Here is a 22958-nt window from a genome sequence, read left to right as displayed (position 1 = left end):
GGTCAGCTCAACTCAAGCCAGATCGGTGCATGATCGGACGGCTTTTCCATCCCGCGCAGTTCATAATCCACGCCTGCTGCCTTGATCCGCGGCACCAGCGCGTGCGAGGCCATGATCAGGTCGATGCGCAGGCCGCGCTTGGGCTCGTCTTCAAAGCCGCGGCTGCGGTAATCGAACCAGCTGAAACGGTCGTTCACGTCCGGGTACAGGTGGCGGAAACTGTCTACCAGGCCCCAGCCTTTCAAGCGCTCCATCCATTCGCGCTCTTCCGGTAGGAAACTGCACTTGCCGGTCTTCAGCCAGCGCTTGGCATTGTCCGGGCCAATGCCGATGTCGCCGTCCTGCGGCGAGATGTTCATGTCGCCCATCACCAGCACTGGCTGGTCGTTGCGGAACTGGCTTTCCAGCAGTGCCTGCAGGTCGCTGTAGAAGCGCTGCTTGGCCGGAAACTTGGTGGGGTGGTCGCGGCTTTCGCCTTGGGGGAAGTAGCCGTTCATGATGGCGATCGGGTTGCCCTGGGCGTCGGCGAAGGTGCCCCAGATGAAGCGGCGCTGGGCGTCTTCTTCATCGCCGGCAAAGCCTTTGTGCAGGCTGAGCGGCGCCTGGCGCGAGAGCAGGGCGACGCCGTAGTGGCCCTTCTGCCCGTGGTAGTGCACGTGGTAACCCAGCGCCTGTACGTCGGCCAACGGGAACTGCTCGTCGCTGACCTTGGTTTCCTGCAGGCCGATCACGTCTGGTTGGTGCTTTTCGATCAGCGCTGCCAGCTGGTGCGGGCGGGCTCGCAGGCCGTTGATGTTGAAACAGACGATCTTCATGGAAAGACAATCCCGGTAAAAGGCGCGATGCTAGCGGACATTGCCGGCGATCACCAGCGTGGCGGGGCCAAAGGCCTGCTGCTAACGTGCTGTAAGGGTGGAACGAAGCGCGGAGCGCAACCTCCAAGGCTCTGAACGCCCATTCCAGGAGGTCTGCCCGCAATGCCCGAAACCACAGCCGCTCCGGCCCGTGTCTGCCTGCTCGATGATGGGTACAGCCGCGAGGTACGTTCCCTGCTGTACAACGCCTACCGGCACGAACCCACTTTTGCCTATATCTTCCAAGCCCAGCGCCCAGGCTATGAACGGCGCCTGCGGGTGATGGTGCGTGAATGGGTACGCCAGCACTTCTACCTGCAACTGCCTGCGATCGGCTTGCTGGTGGACGATCGCCTGGTGGCCGTGGCCCTGATCGTGCCGCCGCTGCGACGCTTGGGTGTGGCGGACAGTTGGGCCTGGCGCCTGCGCATGATGCTCGGCACCGGCCTGCGCTGCACGCGGCGCTACATGGACTACCAGGCCGCTTTGTCGACCTGCCTGCCCAGTGATCAGGTGCATGTGCTGCCACTGCTGGGGGTGCACCCGCAGTTTCAAGGCAAGCAGTACGGCGAACAATTGTTACAAGCTGTGCATGACTGGTGCGCCGAAGACCCGGGCACCCAAGGCGTGGTGCTGGACACGGGCAATGAGCACTATCTGGCGTTTTACCAGCGCCAGGGTTACGAGGAAATTGGTGAGGTGGCCATAGGGCCGATCCGGGAACGGGTATTCTTTCACCCCAACCCGGTGGCTTCGACATCCGCTTTGGCCTGAACAGGCCGCAAGACGGCTCCCTTGAGCGTTCGGGTCTGGTAGCATTCGCCGCATGACGTATTCAGGAAGATTGACCTGGGGCTTGGTTATCTGGGCCGCCAGTTTTGCAGCATGGGGCCAGAGCGAGTTGCTGGTGCAGGTGAAACCGGCCAACAAGGCGCTCAAGGCCAATGTCGAAGGCTATATAGGCTCACTGGGTGACCGCGATGAGGAAGCACTGTTGCGCTTCAGTCGTGGTGCAGAGGAGCAGGCGCGCAAAGCTGCGCAGGCACTTGGCTACTATCAGGCGCAGATCGACAGCGAGGTCAAGCCTGCCAGCGATGCCGACCACTCCCCGCAGTTGATCCTCAGCATCAACCCGGGCGAGCCGATTCGGCTGCGCAACGTCACGGTGCGCATCGAGGGCCCGGCCAGTGACATGAAGGCCTTTCGGGTACCCGACAGCCGGGCGCTGCGCCCGGGTGAACAGCTCAACCACGGTACCTACGAGGATGCCAAGCGCCTGATCCAGAACCAGGCGTCGCGTTACGGCTTCTTCAGCGGGCGCTTCAGCCGCCAGCGCCTGGCGGTGGACCCGCAGGCCGGGGTGGCCGATATCGAACTGGTCTACCAGAGCGGCCCGCGCTACCGCCTTGGCGCAGTCACCTTTGGCGGCGACACGCCGCTGGACGAAGACCTGCTGCAGCGCATGGTGTCGTTCAAGCCAGGTACCCCGTACGACTCGGAGCTGATCGCCGAACTGAACAACGACCTGCAGTCGAGCGGTTATTTCGAAGGGGTACGGGTGGATGCGGCGCCCACCGCCGCGGTGGGTGAAGACATACCGGTGGACGTGCGCCTGGAAACCCGCAAACCCCGCACCATGGGGCTGGGCCTGGGTTACTCCACCGACGTCGGGCCGCGCGGCAAGGCCAACTGGACCCGCCACTGGGTCAACCCGCAAGGCCACAGCTATGGCTGGGAAACCGAGCTGTCGGCGCCGCGGCAGAACGTGGGGTTGTGGTACGACATTCCCCTCGATCCGCCGTTGACCGACAAATTGCGCTTTGCCGGCGGCTATCAGAATGAAGAACTTGCCGGTACCGACACCCTCAGCAAGCTGCTGACGGTGGGCCCCGAGTGGCACAGCAAGCTGCCCAGCGGTTGGCAACGGGTCATCTCGCTGAAATACCAACGCGAAGAGTACCGCCTGGGCGACGACAGCGGGTTGAGTAACCTGCTGATGCCCGGCGTTAGCTACTCGTTCCTGCGCAGTGACAACCGCATCGACCCGCACAATGGCTACCGCCTGCAATTCGATGTGCAGGTGGCCAAGGAAGGGCTGGTGTCGGACACCAACCTGCTGCACGGCAACGTGCTGCTCAAGGGCCTGACCACCCTGGGCCACAACCACCGCTTGCTTGGCCGCGTGCAGTTCGGCGGCAGCGCAACCAACGGTTTCAAGAACAATATCCCCCCGTCGCTGCGCTTCTTCGCCGGCGGCGACCAGAGCGTGCGCGGTTATGACTACCAGACCCTCTCGCCCGAAAACAGCGACGGTGACCGTATTGGCGGGCGTTACCTGGTGGCCGGCAGTGTCGAGTACCAGTACTCGCTGACCGAGAAGTGGCGGCTTGCCACATTCGTCGACCAAGGCAACTCGTTCAACGACCTGGAATTGCCCAGCCTGAAAACCGGGGTCGGTTTTGGTGTGCGCTGGGTGTCGCCAGTGGGGCCGCTGCGCCTGGACCTGGCCAAGGCGCTGGATGACGACGGTGGCATTCGCCTGCACTTTTCCATGGGGCCCGAGTTGTGAAACGCGTAATCAGATATACCCTGCTGGGCCTGGCTGGATTGCTGGCGGGCCTGGGCCTGGCCCTCGGCTTGTTGCTGGGTACCGAGACCGGCAGCCGCTGGGCGCTGGGCAAGGTTCCCGGTTTGCAGGTCACCGACTTCCAGGGCCGGCTGGGGGGCAGTTGGCAAGCCAGCCGGGTAAGCTGGGCCGACGCCGGCAGCAAGGTCGAGCTGCAGGCCCCGCAGTTGGCCTGGTCGCCTGCCTGCCTGCTGCGCGCCACCTTGTGCATCGACCGCTTGCAGGCACAGCGCATCGACATGGCCTTTGCCCCTAGCACCGAGCCGGCCGACAGCGGCCCCCTGCAATTGCCGGCACTGCGCCTGCCGGTGGCCATCGAACTGGGCGAGGTGAAGGTGGGGCAACTGCGCCTGGACGGCAGTGACCTGCTGGGCGACGTGCAGCTTGCAGCGCACTGGACCCGCGGCGGGATGCAGATCGACAGCCTGCACCTGCAGCGCGACGACCTGCTGCTGAACCTGCAAGGCCATATCCAGCCCGAAGGCGACTGGCCGACAACGCTGCAGGCGCAACTGCAACTGCCGGCTGTAGGGGGCAAGCCCTGGCAGCTGGCGCTGAACGCCGAGGGTGAACTGCAAAAGACCTTGAACCTCACGGGAGCCAGCAGCGGCTACCTGGACGCCACGTTGAGCGGCACGCTGCAGGCCCTGGCCGAGCACCTGCCTGCGACGCTGCAGATCCGTTCCGAAGCGTTCAAGCCTACCGCTTCCTTGCCTGACACCTTGCAGTTGAACCAGCTCGACCTGGCAGCCAAGGGCGACCTGCTCAAGGGCTACCAGCTGTCAGGTACCGCCAACCTGCCCGCAGAACAATCGCCGATCGCCCTGGCGTTGTCCGGCCTGGTCGACAGCAAGGGGGCCAGGCTCGATGCCCTCGACCTTACCGCCAGCGACACCCAGCGCGTCAAGCTGCAAGCCACGGCAGACTGGCAGCAAGGCCTGACCGCCGATGCTCAGCTGGACTGGCAGGATTTTCCCTGGCTACGCCTGTATCCGCTGGAAACGCCGCCACAGGTTACCCTCAAGCGCTTCAATACCCGTGTGCATTACCGTGATGGCAAGTATCAGGGGACCTTTGCCGGTGATCTTGACGGCCCGGCAGGGGCGTTCACCCTGGCCAGCCCTTTTGAAGGCGACCTGGATCAGGTCAGGCTGCCACAATTGGCGCTCACCGCCGGCCAGGGCAAGGCTGCCGGCAGTGTTGCAGTGCGCTTTGCCGATACCCTGGCGTGGGATGTCGACTTGCAACTGTCTGCACTCGACCCGGCCTACTGGCTGGCCGAGCTGCCTGGCACCCTTGCGGGGCCATTGCGTACCAAAGGCGAGCTGAAGGATGACGTGCTGAGCCTGGATGCCCAGCTTGACCTCAAGGGGCGCTTGCGCGGCCAGCCGGCTGTGTTCAAGGCCGAGGCACAAGGGGCCGGGCAGCGCTGGACACTGGGTGCGCTGGCGATCCAGCTGGGGGACAACCGTATCAATGGCAGTGGCAGCCTGCAGCAGCGCCTGGCCGGGCGCATCGACCTCGACTTGCCCCGCCTGGGCCAGCTGTGGCCCCGGCTGCAAGGCCAGGTCAAGGGGCGCGTGGATGTCGCCGGCACGCTGCAGGCGCCGCAAGGCACCCTGACGTTGCAGGGCCAGCGCCTGGCCCAGGCTGAGAACCGCCTGCAACAACTGAACCTGGATGCCAAGCTCGACAGCGCCCAGCGTGGGGTGGTCGAGCTCAAGGCCACCGGCATTCACCTGGGTGACACGGCACTGGGCACGTTGCAGGCCAGCGGCAAGGGTGACATTCGCCAGCAGGCCCTGAACCTGGCCCTGAACGGCCCGCAGCTCAAGCTTGACCTGGGGCTGGATGGCCAGTTGAGCAAGGGCGACTGGCGCGGGCGACTGGCCAGCGGGCGAGTCCAGGCCGGTGGCCAGGACTGGCAGTTGCAGGCCCCGGCGCGGTTGCAGCGGCTGGCCAACGGCCAGCTCGATTTCGGTGCCCACTGCTGGCGCTCTGGCCAGGCCAGCCTGTGTGGCGATGACCAACGCCTGGCGCCGGAGCCGCGCTTGCGCTACCACCTCAAGCAGTTCCCGCTGGGCAGCCTGGCGCAGTGGCTGCCCAAGGACTTCGCCTGGCAGGGGCTGCTCAACGCCGACATCAGCCTGGATATACCGGCCAGTGGCCCCAAGGGTAGCGTGGTGGTCGATGCCAGTGGCGGCACCCTGCGCGTGCGCGACAAAGGCCGCTGGATCGACTTCCCGTATCAGGCCCTGCGCCTGGACAGTACCCTGGCACCGCGGCGTATCGACACGCGCCTGGTATTCCGTGGCGAGCGGCTGGGTGAGCTGAACGTCAACACCCGGCTCGACCCGCTGGGCAAGAACAAGCCACTGTCGGGTGATTTCCGCCTGGCGGGCCTGGACCTCTCGGTGGCCCGGCCCTTCGTGCCGATGGTCGAGCGGTTGGCCGGCCAGCTCAATGGCAGCGGCCAGCTCTCGGGTACCTTGCTGGCACCGCAGGTCAACGGCAACCTGGCGCTCAGTGGCGGCGAAGTCAGCGGCGCGGAGCTGCCAGCCAGCCTGCAGGCACTGTCTGTGCAGGCGCAGATCGCCGGTGAGCAGGTGCGCCTGGAAGGCAATTGGCGCAGTGGCGAAGCAGGGCGCGGGCAGTTGAGCGGCAACCTCACCTGGGGCCAGGCGCTGGGCATGGACGTGCGCTTGCAAGGCCAGCAACTGCCGATCACGGTGGAGCCCTACGCCACGCTGGAGGTCGCCCCGGACCTGACCTTGCGTTTGATCGACGACAAACTGGCGGTCACCGGCAAAGTGCTGGTGCCCAAAGGCAAGATCACCGTGCGCGAATTACCGCCCTCTACTGTCAAGGTCTCGGACGATACCGTCATCGTTGGCCGCCAGACCGAGGAGGGCAAGCCACCCATGGCGATGGCCATGGACATTGACGTCGAAGTGGGCCAGGACAAGCTGTCGTTCACCGGCTTTGGCCTTACCGCCAACCTGCTTGGCCATGTGCACATCGGTGACAACCTCGACACCCGCGGTGAGCTGAGCCTGGCAGACGGTCGCTACCGCGCCTACGGCCAGCGCCTGACCATCCGCCGCGCGCGCCTGCTGTTCGCCGGGCCGATCGACCAGCCTTACCTGGACATCGAAGCCATCCGCAAGGTAGACGATGTGATTGCCGGTATTCGCTTGAGTGGCAGTGCCGAACAGCCGACCAGCCAGGTGTTTTCGGAGCCGGCCATGAGCCAGGAGCAGGCCTTGTCCTATCTGGTGCTGGGGCGGCCGTTGGGCACCTCCGGCGAGGACAACAACATGCTCGCCGAAGCGGCACTGGGCCTTGGCCTGGCAGGCAGCGCCGGTATCACCGGTAGCCTGGCCTCCAGCCTGGGCATCGACGACTTCCAGCTGGATACCGAAGGCTCGGGCAATACCACCAGCGTGGTCGCCAGTGGCAACCTCACCGAGAAGCTGAGCCTTCGTTACGGGGTAGGGGTGTTCGAGCCAGCGAACACCATCGCTTTGCGTTACAAGTTGAGCAAGAAGGTCTACCTGGAGGCGGCCAGCGGTTTGGCCAGCTCCCTGGATATCTTCTACAAGCGCGACTTCTAGGTTGAACGCGGCGGCAACGTCAACGGACGGTGGCCGCGTCGATGAACTCATTGCTGTCGGGTGAGGGTGGCGGGGTGGGGGCGCGTACCGGGGTGATCAGGCTGGTGTACTCCTCGATCAGCCGGTTCAGCGCTTCAGGCGGCTCACTGGCCTGGAACTGCATGCGGATCTGCACTTCGTCAGGGTCTCGGCTGTCGCCTTGGCGACCCTGGCCACCGATGGTGACCTTGAAGCTGGCGGCCTTGTTCTCGCTGGTAGGCAGTAATGCTGGCTGTGCTTCGGTGCCTTTGACACGCACCGACAGGTCAACCTGCATGCGCTCCAGCGCCAGGCCTTTGGGCGACACCAGGGCGAACAGCGGTACACGCATGATGTGCTGGCCGTCCATGGCCACTTCCACCATCTTGGCTTTCATGGGGGCGCCCAACGCTTCGCTGTCACACTCGAAGAACTGGTCGAACAGGTTGATGTACTGCTGCGCGATCAGGCTGTTGGTGGCACTGGCGGCTTCTTGCAGGCCGCGAGTGATCTCGCGCAGGTCGATTGAAGTCATGGGCGCGGGGGCCTTGTCCATTGCGTGGGTTCCTCAGGCCAGAATGGCCCCTTGTTGCTCATCAAGGGGCCAGGCGGAAGTGAGCGAAAAACATCAAGGTTTGGTTCAACCTTTTTTGTCAGCTTTGTCCGTGGGTTTGTTTGCAGCGCCGGGTGCTTTGTCGTTTTCCACCTTGAGCCCCGGTGTGTCGGCTGCCGGGTTCTTGAGGGTGTCGCGCTGCGAGATCTGGTCGGGGCTTTCCAGGGCGGCGTTTTTGACCACCGTAGGTTTGGTCGCAGCGTCGGTGAGGAACTCGATCAAGCGCATGACCGCTTCCGGCGGCTCCTGGCGTTTGAGTGTGGTATTGAATGCATAGCGGGCGCGGGTATCGGTCTTGCGGGTTTGCGTGGATTTGTGGCTGACGCTGCCCCTGACGTTGAGCTTGAACGGCCCCCAGCCGAGCGAGCCGCTGGCGGTGGCGTTCATGTCCTTGCTGGTCACGTCCTCCGACATCTGGTTGATGACCAGCTCGAACTCGACATTACCCTCCTCGATGGTTATGTTCGGGTGGGTGATGGCCGCCAGCAGCGGCACCTTCATGGTCTTGCTGACCACACCTTTGTATTCGCCCTGTTCGTCGACGATGGTTTCGTCATAGTCGAACTGGATGGCTACGGCCTTGCCGTTCTGGATGCAGACCTGCATCAGGAAGTCGGCGTACGATTTACTCGCGGTAACCTGCGCCTGGACCATGGCTTGCAGGGGGCCGGCGATCATGCGATCCATGGGCAGGGCATTGATGACCGAGCCAATGAGGCTGTTGTCTATCGACATAGTGGGATGCTCTTTCTAGTGGGTTGGGGCCGCCGAGGGTGCTCTGGGCGGCAGGGGGGTCAGCGGGCGCACGCCTCCTGGCGGCGGATGTTGCCGATTTGGCGCAGGCTCAGGCCGTACTTGTTGGCCAGCAGGCTGCGGGACAGGCCATTGGCGCTTTCTTTCTGGATTTGCTGGTTACGCAGTTGGCGCAGGAAGTGGTCCGCCTTGGGGATCTCCAGGGCTACCCCGGCAAAGCGCTTGATCAGCGCATCGAGCGCTTCGGGCGGGAGTACGTCGGCGAGCTTGGTGCGCTCGCGGTGCTTGGGGATGTATTTGGGCCTGCCGCCGAACGCGCAGGTCAGCTGGTAGGCGTTGTCGATGCCGATGCAGGTGATCAGTGCCTGCAACGAGTGGGGCAATTGGCTGATATCGATCTGGCTCAAGTCTGGCGTTTGCATGTGGCGCTCCTTCGGGATAAGGGGATATGCGACCCGATCACCGTGGCGTTATGTCGGAGGGTGTGAGCAAATTCTGTGCGACAGCCGAGGCGTGTCGCTAGGCGGCATATGGGTTGGCGGCTGTAGCTTCGGTGAACAGGTTTTGCAGGCAGCAATATCCGCGCATGTAGGAAATGGCGTTGCTGGTAGGCTGCATAGGGTAATTTCTCGCTCGCTCACTGCCGTTCTCAACGAAAGGGTGCTGAACCCTTAGTCGCAGGGGAAACTGCTCAGCAAGCTGGCGCTGTGCAGGTAGGCTTGGGGCGCCGTTCGCATGCTTGCAGGCAACGTTCGCCAATCCACCAGCAGGCACAGGGTGTACAGGGGCTGCCCATCGCGCTGGCCGATCACCTGCCCGTCAAAGCTGCGCCGGTACAGGGCCTGGGTCTGGCGTACGGCTTGCACCTGGTCGGCCTGGGCCAGGGTTTCCCGGGCCAGGTGGGGGAGGCGGGTGGTGGCCACGGTGAAGTTCAGCGGCCTGTTGTCTCCGCCCAAGTAGCCGGCCTGGCGTACCCGTTGCCACAGTTGCTGCCACTGGCTGGTGCCGGCGTGGGTCGCCAGCTCGCGGCCCAGCTCCAGCAGGTGCTCGGCGGGTACCTGCTGGGTATCCAGGGCGTGAACGTAGACGGGGGAGAAAAACAGCGAAGTGAGGAGCAAGGGTTTGTACACGGTGCCTCCGGCATGGGTGCTTGGAGGTTTCATGCTTTCAGGCTGTCACCGCCTGACCCAGCAGGAAATGCAGCGCCGGGGCCGGTGCCCGTTGTATCATTGCCGCGGCTCATTGCGAGCCATTTGCCCCTGATGTTGCAAGGAACCTTCGATGACACACGTGCAGCGCCTCAAATATTCACTTCTGATCATACTGGTCGTACTGGGCCTGATGCTGGGCCTGTCCCACCTGCAGAAGCAGGGCACTATCAGTGAACAGACGTTCCAGATGCTGGCCATCGCCATTGCCGTGGTGGTGGTGGTGATCAATGGCATCCTGCGGCGCAAGGTCAAGCCTTGACCTGCGCGGGCCGGCCAAGCCTGGCCGGCCAGGCGCTCAGCGAGCGGGCGCTTGTTCCAGTATGGCGCGCGCCTGGGGGGCAAGGCTGTAGCACTTGTCGCTGCCCAGCTGGATCACCCCCTCGCTGCACAGGCGCTTGAGCACTTCGCGCACGCTGAGGAACGACAGCGGAATATCCAGCTGCTCCAGTTGCGCGTGCACGCCACGCACGCCAATGCTGCGGCCATTGCGGTCGGCGGCGTGCAGGGCGTCGATCACCTTCAGGCGGATCAGGCTGGTGCGCAGGCCGAAGGTGCGCAGCAATTCGCGGATCTGCTCGTTGCCGGTGCGCTCGTCAGCAAATGCGTCCTGTCCCTTGGGCGCCTTGCCTGGGGCGCGCCCAGCCAGTAATGAGGGTTGCGGGTTGTACATGTGAATGCTCCTTTTCGTGGACGAACCCGAAATGTGGTTGCCTCACTTACTAGGACGAATGAGATCGCAAAAACTGCAACGCACGCGTTAAAAAAATGGCTGTTTTTCATCAAGACGTTCCATCGCCCTGTAAAACGTAAAATTTTCATCTGGCCATTCGTCTGAACGGGATAACCCGCGAACCCGAGGAATGCCCGTGTTTTCACTGTCCCGTCCCATGACCTGCGCCAGCCTGGCGGCCGCCCTGGTGGCCTGGAGTGCCACTGCGCCGGCGCAACCTGCTGCAGCCGACGCCAGCGCCCAGATACGCCGCACCAGCTTCGGCGTGCCGCACATCGTGGCCAAGGACGAGCGCGGCCTGGGCTACGGTGTCGGCTATGCCTACGCCCAGGACAACCTGTGCCTGCTGGCCAACGAAGTGTTGACCGTCAATGGCGAGCGCTCCCGGTACTTCGGCGCCACGGGCAAGACCTTGGAGCAACGCGACAACCTCAGCAGCGACCTGTTCTTCACCTGGCTCAACAGCCCGGCCGCTGTCGACGCGTTCCTCCAGGCGCAGCCGGCGCCGGTACAGGCACTGCTGGCCGGTTATGCCAGTGGCTATAACCGCGCGCTGGCCGAGCGCCGCCGCCAGGGCTTGCCTGCCGAGTGCGGAACGGGTGAGTGGGTGCGGCCGATCAGCAGCCAGGACCTGGTCAAGCTGACCCGCCGCTTGCTGGCCGAAGGCGGGGTTGGGCAGTTCGTGGAGGCACTGGCGGGGGCGCAACCGCCAGGGGCCGGCAGCCAGCTCGCGGCCGCTGGCTATGCCACCGCCCTGGCCCGGCAGGCGCGGTTTGCCACGGAGCGTGGCAGCAATGCCGTGGCGGTGGGTGCCCAGCGCTCGGCCAATGGCCATGGCCTGTTGCTGGCCAACCCGCATTTCCCGTGGATGGGTGGCATGCGCTTCTATCAGATGCACTTGACCATCCCCGGCCAGCTGAATGTCATGGGCGCGGCGCTGCCAGGCCTGCCGCTGATCAATATCGGTTTCAACCAGCACCTGGCGTGGACCCATACCGTCGATACCTCCACGCACTTCACCCTCTATCGCCTGCAGCTCGACCCCAAGGACCCGACCCGTTACCTGCTCGACGGCAAGTCATTGCCGCTGGCCCGGCAACCCGTCAGCGTGGCAGTCAAAGGTGAGGATGGGCAACTGAGCCAGGTACAGCGTGAGGTCTACAGCTCGCAGTTCGGTCCGGTGGTGCAATGGCCTGGCCGCCTGGACTGGGACACGCATGCGGCCTACAGCCTGCGTGACGCCAACCTGGACAATACCCGCGTGCTGCAGCAATGGAACCAGATCAACCGCGCCGAAAGCCTGGCGGCCCTGCGCGGCTCGGTCGAGCAATTGCAGGGTATCCCGTGGGTCAACACCATTGCGGTGGACCAGGCGGGCAGGGCCTTGTACCTGAACCAGTCAGTGATGCCTTATGTGGACCAGCAGATGCTCGACAGTTGCAGCAACCCGCAAGCGCCGGGCAGCCTGGTGGTGCTGGACGGCTCACGCAGCGCCTGCCAGTGGAAGGTCGATGCCCAGGCGGCACAACCGGGTATTTTCCCGGCAAGGCTGCTGCCAAGCCTTGAACGCGAGGATTACGTGCAAAACTCCAACGACCCGGCCTGGCTGGCCAACCCGGCGCAGCCCCTGACCGGGTTTTCGCCGCTGGTCAGCCGCAGTGACCAGCCGCTGGGCATGCGCGGCCGCTTTGCCCTGCAGCGCTTGCAGGGCAAAGCGCGGTTGGGCGTCGATGACCTGCAGCGCATGGTCACCGACGACGAAGTCTACCTGGCCAGCCTGGTGCTGCCCGACTTGCTGCAGTGGTGCCAGGGCGCCAGTGCAGACGTGCAGGCCCTATGCACCAGCCTGGCGAACTGGGATGGCAAGGCCGACCTCGAGAGCGGCGTGGGCCTGGTGCATTTCCACAACCTGCTCACCGCCTTGGCTGAGCACCCGGACAGCTGGCGGGTGGCGTTCGACCCGGCCGACCCGCAACACACCCCGCGCGGGCTGGCCGTGGAGCAGGCCGCCGTGCGCAAGCGGGTGCACGAGGCGGCACTGGCCTCACTGCAGCAGGTGGCCGAGAGCGGTATGGCGCCACAGGTGAAGTGGGGGCAGGTGCAGCAGGCACTCGATGGCACGCCGGTGCCGGGCGGCCCGCAGGCCTTGGGGGTGTACAACGCGATGTACAGTGTGCCGCACGGGCAGGGCAAGCGCCTGGTGGTCAGTGGTACCAGCTATCTGCAACTGGTCAGTTTCACCGACAAGGGGCCAGAGGCCCGCGGGTTACTGGCGTTTTCGCAGTCCAGCGAGGCGGCATCGGCACACGCCAGCGATCAGACCAAGGCCTTTGCGGCCAAGCAACTGGCGGTAATTCCCTTTACCGAGGCTCAGATCAAGGCTGACCCGCAGTACCGCGAAATGGTGATCAGTGAAGCCGACAAGGGCGCAGTGGTACAGCACTAAGGGCGTTTGGCCCGATCGCCGGCGAGCCAGCGCCCACAAGCTCCCCACCGTATTGAAGGCCTGGTGGGAATTGGGGGCCGGCTTGCCGGCGACGTTGCCTTCAGGAAAAGTCGAACGGCGCCAGCTGAAACCCTTGCTCGTCAACCTGCAAGGCCCAGCCCCGGCGGTCCCAGTCGCCCAGCACGATGCGCCGGGCCGGTTGGCCGTCCACGACCAGCTTGTGAATCGCTGGTCGATGGGTATGGCCATGCACCAGGGTACGCACGCCATGCGCCGCCATTACCTTGGGCACTTCCTCTGGCGTGACGTCGACGATTTCAGTGGATTTCATCCGTCCCTGGGTGCGGCTTTCGCTGCGCAGCTTGCGTGCCAGTTTGTAGCGAGCCGACAGCGGCAGGTGGCGCAGAACCCACAGGCTCAGCGGGTTGCGCAGCAGGCGGCGCATTTTCATGTAGCCCACGTCGCGGGTGCACAAGGTGTCGCCGTGCATCAGCAATACCTGCTCACCGCCCAGCTCGATCACGCAGGGGTCGTCGAGCAACGTGCAGCCGGCCGCCTCGCAGAAGCGCTGGCCAAGCAGGAAGTCACGGTTGCCATGCATCAGGTAGATGGCCGTGCCGCTGTCGCCCAGCTGCCGCAGGGCACGGCAGATCGACTGCTGGAACGGCGTCATGGCATCGTCGCCTATCCAGGCCTCGAAGAAATCGCCAAGAATGTACAGCGCCTGGGCGTGGCGCGCGCGGCCATCGAGCAGATCAAGAAACGCCCGGGTAATGTCCGGGCGTTCTTCTTGCAGGTGCAGATCAGAGATCAGCAGAATCACTCAATGATCTCGGCTTTCTCGATGACCACGTCGTCTTTCGGCACGTCCTGGTGGCCGGCTTTGGAACCGGTGGCGACTTTCTCGATGGCATCGACGACTTCACGGCCTTCGATCACTTCACCGAACACCGCGTAGCCCCAGCCCTGCACATTCTTGCCGCTGTGGTTGAGGAAGTCGTTGTCGGCAGCGTTGATGAAGAACTGGGCCGAGGCAGAGTGCGGCTCCATGGTACGGGCCATGGCGATGCTGTACTTGGTGTTCTTCAGGCCGTTGTCAGCTTCGTTCTGGATGCTGGCGCGGGTTTTCTTCTGGCTCATGCCAGGCTCGAAGCCACCGCCCTGGATCATGAAACCTTTGATCACACGGTGGAACACGGTGTTGTCGAAATGGCCGTCTTTGACGTATTGAACGAAGTTCTCAACAGTTTGCGGAGCTTTTTCGGCGTTCAGTTGCAGGACGATATCGCCGTGGTTGGTGCTCAGTTTGACTTTGGACATGCTGAAATTCGCTCTTTCAAGGCATACGGGAATGAGGGCGCGCAGGGCGCGTGCTTACACCTGACGCAGGCTCGGGCGCTCGCGACACATGGCGCGCACCGGCCATTTTGCCACGCCGCGGCAAAAAGCCGTGATAAATCACGCCAGTTTATCCGGGCCCGACTGTCAGCAGCTTGACTGCTTCGGCTATGATAGGCCCTTTGATTCAATCGGCCTACCCAGGCCGGACACGTGCATTCAAGGATCCTATGAGCAAGCCCACTGCCGACAACGCGCCCAACGCCGCTGCCAAAGGCGCCCCCGCTGTCCCTGCGAACTTCCTGCGGCCGATCATCCAGGCCGACCTGGATTCGGGCAAGCACAGCAGCATCGTCACCCGCTTCCCGCCGGAACCCAATGGCTACCTGCACATTGGTCACGCCAAGTCGATCTGCGTCAACTTTGGCCTGGCCAAGGAATTCGGTGGCGCCTGTCACTTGCGTTTCGACGACACCAACCCGGCCAAGGAAGACCAGGAGTACATCGACGCCATCCAGCGCGACGTGAAATGGCTGGGTTTCGACTGGGCCGGTGATGTGCGCTATGCCTCCGACTACTTCGACCAGTTGCACGACTGGGCGGTCGAGCTGATCAAGCGCGGCAAGGCCTATGTCTGCGACCTCACCCCCGAGCAGGCCAAGGAATACCGCGGCAACCTCAAGGAGCCAGGCAAGAACAGCCCGTTCCGCGACCGTAGCGTGGAAGAAAACCTCGACCTGTTCGCCCGTATGAAAGCCGGCGAATTCCAGGACGGCGAGCGCGTGCTGCGGGCCAAGATCGACATGGCCTCGCCGAACATGAACCTGCGCGACCCGATCCTGTACCGCATCCGCCATGCCCACCACCACCAGACCGGTGACAAGTGGTGCATCTACCCCAACTACGACTTCACCCACGGCCAGTCGGACGCCATCGAGGGCATCACCCACTCGATCTGCACCCTGGAATTCGAAGGCCACCGCCCGCTGTACGACTGGTTCCTTGATAACCTGCCCGTGCCGGCACACCCGCGCCAGTACGAGTTCAGCCGGCTGAACCTCAACTACACCATCACCTCCAAGCGCAAGCTCAAGCAGTTGGTGGACGAAAAGCACGTCGACGCCTGGGACGACCCGCGCATGTCGACCTTGTCCGGCTTCCGCCGCCGTGGCTACACCCCGGCCTCGATCCGCAACTTCTGCGAAATGATCGGCACCAACCGGTCCGATGGCGTAGTGGACATGTCGATGCTCGAGTTCAGCATTCGTGACGACCTGGACCGCACCGCACCGCGTGCCATGTGCGTGCTGCGCCCGCTGAAGGTAGTCATTACCAACTACCCGCAGGGCCAGGTCGAGCAACTGGAGCTGCCACGCCACCCGAAGGAAGACATGGGCGTGCGTGTGCTGCCGTTCTCCCGCGAGCTGTACATCGACCGCGACGACTTCATGGAAACGCCGCCCAAGGGCTACAAGCGCCTCGAGCCAGCCGGTGAGGTGCGCCTGCGGGGCAGCTACGTGATCCGTGCCGACGAAGCCATCAAGGACGCCGACGGCAACATCGTCGAGCTGCATTGCTCGTACGACCCGGACACCCTGGGCAAGAACCCGGAAGGCCGCAAGGTCAAAGGCGTGATCCACTGGGTGCCGGCCGAAGGCAGCGTCGAGTGCGAAGTACGCCTGTACGATCGCCTGTTCCGCTCGGCCAACCCGGAAAAGACCGAAGAGGGCGGCAGCTTCCTCGACAACATCAACCCCGACTCGCTGCAAGTGCTCAGCGGTTGCCGTGCCGAGCCGTCGTTGGCCCAGGCGCAGCCCGAGGACCGCTTCCAGTTCGAGCGCGAAGGCTACTTCTGCGCCGACCTGAAAGACAGCCAGCCGGGCCGCCCGGTGTTCAACCGCACCGTCACCCTGCGTGACTCCTGGGGCAGCTGAGGAACCGCCGTGCTAACCATCTACAACACCCTGACCAAAGCCAAGGAAACCTTCAAGCCGTTGGATGGCAACAAGGTGCGCATGTACGTTTGCGGCATGACCGTGTACGACTACTGCCACCTGGGCCACGGCCGCAGCATGGTGGCGTTCGACCTGGTCACCCGCTGGCTGCGCAAGAGCGGTTACGAACTGACCTACGTGCGCAATATCACCGACATCGATGACAAGATCATCAACCGGGCCAACGAGAACGGCGAAAGCTTCGACGCCCTCACGGCGCGCATGATCGACGCGATGCACGAAGACGAGCGCCGCCTGAACATCCTGCCGCCAGACCAGGAACCGCGTGCCACCGACCATATCGCCGGCATGCACGCGATGATCCAGACCCTGATCGACAAGGGGTATGCCTACGCGCCGGGCAATGGCGACGTGTACTACCGCGTCGGCAAGTTCGTGGGCTACGGCAAGCTGTCGCGCAAGAAGATCGAAGACCTGCGCATCGGCGCCCGCATCGAGGTCGACGAGGCCAAGCAAGACCCGCTCGATTTCGTGCTGTGGAAGGGCGTCAAGCCGGGCGAGCCAAGCTGGGAGTCGCCATGGGGCCCGGGCCGTCCGGGCTGGCACATCGAGTGCTCGGTGATGTCCACCTGCTGCCTGGGTGAGAGCTTCGACATTCATGGTGGCGGCAGCGACCTGGAGTTCCCGCACCACGAGAACGAGATTGCCCAGAGCGAGGCGGCCACCGGCAAGCAGTACGCCAACGCCTGGATGCACTGCGGCATGATCCGTATCAATGGCGAGAAGATGTCGAAGTCGTTGAACAACTTCTTCACCATCCGTGATGTGCTCGAGAAGTACCACCCGGAGGTGGTTCGCTACCTGCTGGTGGCCAGCCACTACCGCAGTGCCATCAACTACTCGGAAGACAGCTTGCGCGACGCCAAGGGCGCCCTGGAGCGCTTCTACCATGCCTTGCGCGGCCTGCCGCGCGTGTCGGCCAAGGGCGGCGAGGCCTTTGTCGAGCGCTTCAGCGTGGCGATGAATGACGACTTTGGCACGCCCGAGGCCTGCGCTGTGCTGTTCGACCTGGTGCGTGAGATCAACCGCCTGCGCGACAGTGATGTAGACGCTGCTGCCGGCCTGGCCGGTCGCCTGCGGGAGCTGGGTGATGTGCTGGGTGTGCTGCAGCTGGACGCCGATGACTTCCTGCGTGCGGGCGCCGAAGGCAAGGTCGATGCGGCCGAGGTCGAGGGCTTGATCCAGGCGCGCCTGCAGGCGCGGGCAGACAAGAACTGGGCCGAGTCCGACCGCATTCGCGACCAGCTGACCGCCATGGGCGTGGTGCTGGAAGACAGCAAGGGTGCCACTACCTGGCGTCTGGCTGACTGATCGGTGCAATTGGGGCCGCTTTGCGGCCCATCGCGACACAAGGCCGCAATGCAGGACTCGAAGATTATACGGTCTTTGTGGGAGCGGGCGTGCCCGCGAAGAAACCAGCGCGCTGCATGGCACCGGCTGCGCCGGTGTTCGCGGCGGTTCGACGCCTCGACATGCCCGCTCCCACAGCTTACTGCGTCGGCTTTTCAAATTTTGAGAAAGACAGTTGCTCCTGCAAGTACGGCGGCAACTCCAAGCCAGCGCAGGCCCTGTGGGAGCGGGCATGCCGAGGCGTCGAACCGCCGCGAACACCGGCGCAGCCGGTGCCAGATCCCGCGTCGCCTGCTTCGCGGGCTTGCCCGCTCCCACAGGTGAATCGCGCAGGCTTTTCAAATTTTGAGAAAGACAGTTGCTCCTGCAAGTACGGCGGCAACTCCAAGCCAGCGCAGGCCCTGTGGGAGCGGGCATGCCCGCGAACACCGGCAAAGCCGTTGCCATACACCGCGTCGCCTGCTTCGCGGGCTTGCCCGCTCCCACAGGTTGAATCGCGCAGGCTTTTCAAATTTTGAGAAAGACAGTTGCTCCTGCAAGTACGGCGGCAACTCCAAGCCAGCGCAGACCCCTGTGGGAGCGGGCATGCCCGCGAACACCGGCGCAGCCGGTGCCAGACACCTCGTCGCCTGCTTCGCGGGCTTGCCCGCTCCCACAGGTGAGTCGCGCAGGCTTTTCAAATTTTGAGAAAGACATTGCTCCTGCAAGTACGGCGGCAACTCCAAGCCAGCGCAGACCCCCTGTGGGAGCGGGCATGCCCGCGAACACCGGCAAAGCCGGTGCCATACACCGCGTCGCCTGCTTCGCGGGCTTGCCCGCTCCCACAGGTGAATCGCGCAGGCTTTTCAAATTTTGAGGAAGACAGTTGCTCCTGCAGGTACGGCGGCGCCTCCAAGCCAGCGCAGACCCCCTGTGGGAGCGGGCATGCCCGCGAACACCGGCAAAGCCGGTGCCAGACTCCGCGTCGCCTGCTTCGCGGGCTTGCCCGCTCCCACAGGTGAATCGCGCAGGCTTTTCAAATTTTTGAGAAAGACAGTTGCTCTTACAGCGCGGCCTTGTGTCGCGATGGGCTGCAAAGCAGCCCCGATGGTTATTTGGCCAGCCCGGCCAATGGGCAATGCAGTACCAGCTTGGCCCCACCCAAAGGGCTCTCGCCAATTTCCAGGCCGAACCCATGCAGGTCGACGATCGCCGCAACGATTGATAGCCCCAGGCCGAAGCCGGCGTGGCGGTGGCCTTCATCACTGCGGTAGAACCGCTTCAGTACGGCCGTGCGTTCTTCTTCCGGAATACCCGGCCCGCTGTCTTCAATGGCCACGTGCACGCCAGCGTCGTCCTGGGTGGCGGCCACGCGCACCTGCCCACCTTCCGGGGTGAACTTGATCGCGTTACCCACCAGGTTGGCCAGCGCCTCGAACAACAGCTCGCGGTCGCCGTGCAGTGCCGGCAAGTGCCCCGGCTGGAGCAGCTCCAGGTGAATGCCGCCATCTTCGGCCAACGGCAGGTAGAAGTCGTGCAGCTCTACCAGCAAATCATGCGGGTCAAGCTGCACGAAGCCGGCCCGGCGTTGGCGGTCTTCCAGTTCGCTGATGCGCAACAACCCGCGGAAACGCGCCATCAGGGTGTCGGTTTCGCTGATGGCCTGGTCCAGTGCCTCGGCTTGCGCGGAATCGTTGTCGCTTTGCTGGCGGATGCGGTACAGCTGGGCGCGCAGGCGGGTCAATGGGGTGCGCAGGTCGTGGGCAATGTTGTCGCACACGCCCTTGACCTCGTGCATCAGCCGCTCGATGCGGTCAAGCATGGCATTGACGATGGCGGCCAGCATGTCCAGTTCGTCGCGCCGGGCCGACAGCGGTAGGCGGTGCGTGAGGTCGCCGGCGACAATCAGCTCGGCCTGGGCCTGAATGGCCCGGATGCGTTTCAGGGGGCGGCGGCGCAGCAGGTACCAGCCGGCGAACCCGGGGATCAGGGTGAACGAGATACCCCAGAGCAAGGCATCGAGAATGATCCGTGTGACGACGAACAATGAGCCGTTATCGCGGAACAGCACCAGCCAGCGCCCATCCTGCACCTTGATGGCCACGGCATCGCAGCTGTCGCGGGGCATGCGCGGATCATCGGCGTCCAGGCAACGCTTCAGCTCATGGATCTTGCCGTCCAGCCGCAGCCCAGGGGGCAGGGCACGAACACTGCCGCCCAGCGGGTTGAGTTGTGCATCGAACAGGCCATAGGCATCGAAGCTGCGTTCCTCGAAAGCCTGGCTGGCGATCAGGGCGTCGTCCAGCTGCTTGCCGCTCATGTGCGCGAACAGGTGCTGACGCTGCAGCATGGAATGGCGGGTGAGCTTGTTCAGGTAGCTGGAAACCTCGAAGTACAGCACCCCCATGAGGATGCTGCTCCAGGCCACGAACAGAAAACTGTACAGTGCCAGCAGCCGGCTGGTGGACGAACTCCAGCCTTTAGACGGGTTCAGCAATGGCATAGCCGGAGCCCCGCACCGTACGGATCAGCGGCGACTGGCCGGGTGAGTCGATTTTCTTGCGCAGGCGGCCGATATGCACGTCGATCAGGTTGGTACCCGGGTCGAAGTGGTAGCCCCACACTTCCTCGAAAATCATCATCCGCGTAATGACCTGGCCGCTGTGGCGCATCAGGTACTCCAGCAGTTTGTACTCGGTGGGCAGCAGGTTGAGGGTGTTGTCGCCGCGGCGCGCTTCGTGGCTGATCAGGTCCAGTTGCAGGTCGGCGACCTGCAGGCGGGTCTGGGTCATCGGCACGCTGTTGCGGCGCAGCAGCACCTCGACCCGTGCGGCCATTTCGTCGGAGGCGAATGGCTTGGTCAGGTAGTCGTCACCGCCGGCGCGCAGGCCGCGCACCCGCTCATCGACGTCGGAGAGGGCGCTGATCATCAGGATCGGCGTGGCGATCTTGAGGTTGCGCAGGGTCGTGACGATGGTCAGGCCATCGACCTCGGGCAGCATGCGGTCCAGGGTGATCAGGTCGTAACCGCCGGCAATGGCCTTGGCCAGGCCTTCACGACCATTGTCGGCCCACTCCACCTCAAGGCCATGGCTGGTAAGTTCGGCGACGATTTCCTGGCCGGTGACGGCGTCGTCTTCGATGGTCAGTACGCGAGGCATGCTGGTTCCTGGGCATCTAATGGAGACTCGATTGTGCCAAAGAATAGACAACCGGCGATTTAAGAAAAATTCATCTTGCCACAACCCGCCTGGCTTCACCCATTGTGAAGACAGACGAGCATGTCGCAGCAGGCTGTGAGAGGATGTCCGTCAACACAGCCAGGACCCCGAACGCAGCCTGATGAAGACACCCAAAAGAATCGAACCCCTGATCGAAGACGGCCTCGTCGACGAAGTACTGCGGCCGTTGATGAGTGGCAAGGAAGCCGCCGTGTACGTGGTGCGTTGCGGTAGCCAGGTGCGCTGCGCCAAGGTCTATAAAGAAGCCAACAAGCGCAGTTTCCGCCAGGCCGCCGAATACCAGGAAGGCCGTAAGGTGCGCAATAGCCGCCAGGCCCGGGCCATGGCCAAGGGCAGCAAGTACGGCCGCAAAGAGGCCGAGGACGCCTGGCAGAACGCCGAAGTGGCGGCACTGTTCCGCCTGGCCGGCGCCGGGGTCCGGGTGCCCAAGCCCTATGACTTCCAGGACGGCGTGTTGCTGATGGAGCTGGTGACCGACGCCGATGGCGATGCCGCCCCCCGGCTCAACGACGTGCACCTGGAGGCCGAGGAGGCGCGGGTGTTCCATGCCTTCGTCATTCGCCAGATCGTGCTGATGCTGTGTGCCGGGCTGGTCCATGGCGACTTGTCCGAATTCAATGTGCTGCTCGGCCCGGACGGGCCGGTGATCATCGACCTGCCGCAGGCCGTGGACGCCGCCGCCAACAACCACGCATTCAACATGCTGCAGCGTGACGTGGACAACATGGCCCACTACTTCGGGCGCTTTGCCCCAGAGCTGAAGAGCACGCGCTATGCCCAGGAAATGTGGGCGTTGTACGAGGCTGGCAAGTTGCTGCCTGATACCGTGTTGACCGGGGTATTCCAGGACGACGAGCATGAGGCCGACGTTGGCGGGGTGATGCGGGAAATCGACGCCGCCCGCTTGGACGAGGCCCGGCGCCGGGCAGCGCGTGCCGAGGCGGATAACGGCCCGGCCAAGGCCGAGGAGCCGACACCGCCCTGGCTGCAATGATGTGCTGCCGGTGCAGCCCGCTTCGCAGGTTCCCCACCGAAGCGGGCGCCACCGGCTCAGCCAGTGCCCTGCGCGGCCATTACCTTTGATGCAGGACAATATCTCGTCATCCGGCCTTTTCACTGGCCCCTGACAGGCATAAGGTATACGCCGTTCAAATTCCCTGGAGCAGTCATGTCCAACCAATTCCCCTCTGTTCGTCCTCGCCGCCTGCGCCAGAGCGAGTCCCTGCGCACCGTATTCCAGGAAACCGAATTCCGCCTTGAAGACCTGATCCTGCCGATCTTCGTGGAAGAAGGCATCGACGACTTCGTGCCCATCAGCAGCATGCCCGGCGTGAACCGCATCCCTGAGAAGCGGCTGGCCCAGGAAATCGAGCGCTATGCCCGCGCCGGTATCAAATCGGTGATGACCTTCGGTGTGTCTCACCACCTGGATGCGGTTGGCAGCGACACCTGGAACGAAAACGGCCTGGTGGCGCGCATGTCGCGTATCTGCAAGGACACCGTGCCGGAAATGGTGGTGATGTCCGATACCTGTTTCTGCGAATACACCAGCCACGGGCACTGCGGCGTACTGCATGACCACGGCGTGGACAACGACGCCACCTTGGTCAACCTGGGCAAGCAGGCGGTGATCGCCGCCGCTGCCGGTGCCGACTTCATCGCACCTTCGGCGGCGATGGACGGCCAGGTCCAGGCCATTCGTAGCGCGCTGGACGGTGCAGGCTTCCACGACACTGCGATCATGGCCTATTCGACCAAGTTCGCCTCGTCGCTGTACGGCCCATTCCGCGAAGCAGGCGGCACTGCGCTCAAAGGTGACCGCAAGAGCTACCAGATGAACCCGATGAACCGCCGCGAGGCCGTGCGCGAATCGCTGCTTGACGAGCAGGAAGGTGCAGACGTGCTGATGGTCAAGCCGGCCGGTGCCTACCTTGACGTGATCGCCGACATTCGTGCGGCCTCGCGCCTGCCGCTGGCGGCGTACCAAGTCAGCGGTGAGTACGCGATGATCAAGTTCGGTGGCCTGGCCGGTGCCATTGACGAAGGCCGCGTGGTGCGCGAAAGCATTGGCGCTATCAAGCGCGCCGGTGCCGACCTGATCCTGACCTACTTCGCCATGGACCTGGCCCGCGAAGGCATTTGAGCAGCAAAGCAGCTCCCCTGGCCTGG

Annotated in this window: 19 protein-coding genes; 9 read left to right on the top strand and 10 right to left on the bottom strand. The window is 63.9% G+C overall.

What is annotated here, in order from left to right; translation table 11 throughout:
- Positions 1–2 precede the first annotated feature (2 nt).
- Positions 3–815 carry an exodeoxyribonuclease III gene (xthA, locus tag K4A76_RS12840; protein WP_274410398.1) on the bottom strand — a complete coding sequence of 271 codons (813 nt, stop codon included), beginning with the start codon at positions 813–815 and terminating at the stop codon, positions 3–5.
- A gap of 162 nt (positions 816–977) precedes the next feature.
- Between xthA and K4A76_RS12835 the strand changes: the two genes are divergently transcribed.
- Genes K4A76_RS12835 through K4A76_RS12825 form a run of 3 tightly spaced genes read left to right on the top strand, consistent with a single transcriptional unit; the run spans position 978 to position 7094 of the window.
- Entirely contained in the window at positions 978–1628 is a 651-nt protein-coding gene (locus K4A76_RS12835; protein ID WP_274410397.1) for a GNAT family N-acetyltransferase, read from the top strand.
- Positions 1629–1680: 52 nt separating this feature from the next.
- The gene (locus K4A76_RS12830; protein ID WP_274410396.1) at positions 1681–3423 is read left to right on the top strand and encodes an autotransporter assembly complex protein TamA; all 1743 of its coding nucleotides are present in this window, start codon (positions 1681–1683) and stop codon (positions 3421–3423) included.
- The gene (locus tag K4A76_RS12825; protein WP_274410395.1) at positions 3420–7094 is read left to right on the top strand and encodes a translocation/assembly module TamB domain-containing protein; all 3675 of its coding nucleotides are present in this window, start codon (positions 3420–3422) and stop codon (positions 7092–7094) included. Before K4A76_RS12830 ends, K4A76_RS12825 begins: the two co-directional genes overlap by 4 nt.
- 19 nt (positions 7095–7113) lie before the next feature.
- On the opposite strand, the gene K4A76_RS12820 is transcribed toward K4A76_RS12825, so the two are convergent.
- From K4A76_RS12820 to K4A76_RS12805, 4 genes are all read right to left on the bottom strand, one after another.
- A complete protein-coding gene (locus tag K4A76_RS12820; protein WP_009682168.1) occupies positions 7114–7668 on the bottom strand; it encodes a DUF2589 domain-containing protein in 555 nt (184 codons plus the stop codon).
- Positions 7669–7752: 84 nt separating this feature from the next.
- Positions 7753–8460 carry a DUF2589 domain-containing protein gene (locus K4A76_RS12815; protein WP_054913514.1) on the bottom strand — a complete coding sequence of 236 codons (708 nt, stop codon included), beginning with the start codon at positions 8458–8460 and terminating at the stop codon, positions 7753–7755.
- Between the two features lie 59 nt (positions 8461–8519).
- Positions 8520–8900 carry a Mor transcription activator family protein gene (locus tag K4A76_RS12810; RefSeq protein WP_029884845.1) on the bottom strand — a complete coding sequence of 127 codons (381 nt, stop codon included), beginning with the start codon at positions 8898–8900 and terminating at the stop codon, positions 8520–8522.
- A 249-nt stretch (positions 8901–9149) separates the two neighbouring features.
- The gene (locus tag K4A76_RS12805) at positions 9150–9608 is read right to left on the bottom strand and encodes a hypothetical protein (RefSeq protein WP_274410394.1); all 459 of its coding nucleotides are present in this window, start codon (positions 9606–9608) and stop codon (positions 9150–9152) included.
- A gap of 151 nt (positions 9609–9759) precedes the next feature.
- Between K4A76_RS12805 and K4A76_RS12800 the strand changes: the two genes are divergently transcribed.
- Positions 9760–9948: a hypothetical protein gene (locus tag K4A76_RS12800; protein WP_003248064.1), complete on the top strand. Its 189-nt coding sequence runs from the start codon at positions 9760–9762 to the stop codon at positions 9946–9948.
- A gap of 36 nt (positions 9949–9984) precedes the next feature.
- Here K4A76_RS12800 and K4A76_RS12795 read toward each other — a convergent pair whose 3' ends face one another.
- The gene (locus K4A76_RS12795) at positions 9985–10359 is read right to left on the bottom strand and encodes a hypothetical protein (protein WP_009682163.1); all 375 of its coding nucleotides are present in this window, start codon (positions 10357–10359) and stop codon (positions 9985–9987) included.
- 196 nt (positions 10360–10555) lie between these two features.
- On the opposite strand from K4A76_RS12795, the gene pvdQ reads away from it, so the two are divergent.
- On the top strand, positions 10556–12865 hold the full coding sequence (gene pvdQ, locus K4A76_RS12790; protein WP_274410393.1) for a bifunctional acylase PvdQ: 2310 nt from the start codon (positions 10556–10558) through the stop codon (positions 12863–12865).
- Between the two features lie 100 nt (positions 12866–12965).
- Here the strand turns inward: pvdQ and K4A76_RS12785 are convergent, their stop codons facing one another.
- Positions 12966–13688 carry a UDP-2,3-diacylglucosamine diphosphatase gene (locus tag K4A76_RS12785; RefSeq protein ID WP_274410392.1) on the bottom strand — a complete coding sequence of 241 codons (723 nt, stop codon included), beginning with the start codon at positions 13686–13688 and terminating at the stop codon, positions 12966–12968.
- A complete protein-coding gene (locus tag K4A76_RS12780; protein WP_009682159.1) occupies positions 13685–14185 on the bottom strand; it encodes a peptidylprolyl isomerase in 501 nt (166 codons plus the stop codon). Before K4A76_RS12780 ends, K4A76_RS12785 begins: the two co-directional genes overlap by 4 nt.
- Before the next feature lie 248 nt (positions 14186–14433).
- Between K4A76_RS12780 and K4A76_RS12775 the strand changes: the two genes are divergently transcribed.
- Positions 14434–16137: a glutamine--tRNA ligase/YqeY domain fusion protein gene (locus tag K4A76_RS12775; RefSeq protein ID WP_009682158.1), complete on the top strand. Its 1704-nt coding sequence runs from the start codon at positions 14434–14436 to the stop codon at positions 16135–16137.
- 9 nt (positions 16138–16146) lie between these two features.
- A complete protein-coding gene (gene cysS, locus K4A76_RS12770) occupies positions 16147–17529 on the top strand; it encodes a cysteine--tRNA ligase (protein ID WP_144188439.1) in 1383 nt (460 codons plus the stop codon).
- 1129 nt (positions 17530–18658) lie between these two features.
- Here the strand turns inward: cysS and K4A76_RS12765 are convergent.
- Together K4A76_RS12765 and K4A76_RS12760 are read right to left on the bottom strand one after the other, a co-directional pair.
- Complete coding sequence (locus K4A76_RS12765; RefSeq protein ID WP_274410391.1) at positions 18659–20050, bottom strand: sensor histidine kinase; 1392 nt, start codon at positions 20048–20050, stop codon at positions 18659–18661.
- On the bottom strand, positions 20028–20708 hold the full coding sequence (locus K4A76_RS12760) for a response regulator transcription factor (RefSeq protein WP_047149773.1): 681 nt from the start codon (positions 20706–20708) through the stop codon (positions 20028–20030). Before K4A76_RS12760 ends, K4A76_RS12765 begins: the two co-directional genes overlap by 23 nt.
- Before the next feature lie 181 nt (positions 20709–20889).
- Between K4A76_RS12760 and K4A76_RS12755 the strand changes: the two genes are divergently transcribed.
- Both K4A76_RS12755 and hemB read left to right on the top strand, forming a co-directional pair.
- Entirely contained in the window at positions 20890–21783 is an 894-nt protein-coding gene (locus K4A76_RS12755) for a PA4780 family RIO1-like protein kinase (protein WP_274410390.1), read from the top strand.
- Between the two features lie 174 nt (positions 21784–21957).
- Positions 21958–22932, top strand: a complete 975-nt coding sequence (hemB, locus tag K4A76_RS12750; RefSeq protein WP_274410389.1) for a porphobilinogen synthase — start codon at positions 21958–21960, stop codon at positions 22930–22932.
- Positions 22933–22958: the final 26 nt, after the last annotated feature.

It is taken from the genome of Pseudomonas sp. NEEL19, assembly GCF_028751975.1.
In the GTDB taxonomy this organism is placed as follows: domain Bacteria; phylum Pseudomonadota; class Gammaproteobacteria; order Pseudomonadales; family Pseudomonadaceae; genus Aquipseudomonas; species Aquipseudomonas juntendi.
The sequence above is the reverse complement of the archived record's forward strand: the minus strand, read 5'-3'. Positions and strand labels throughout refer to the sequence as shown.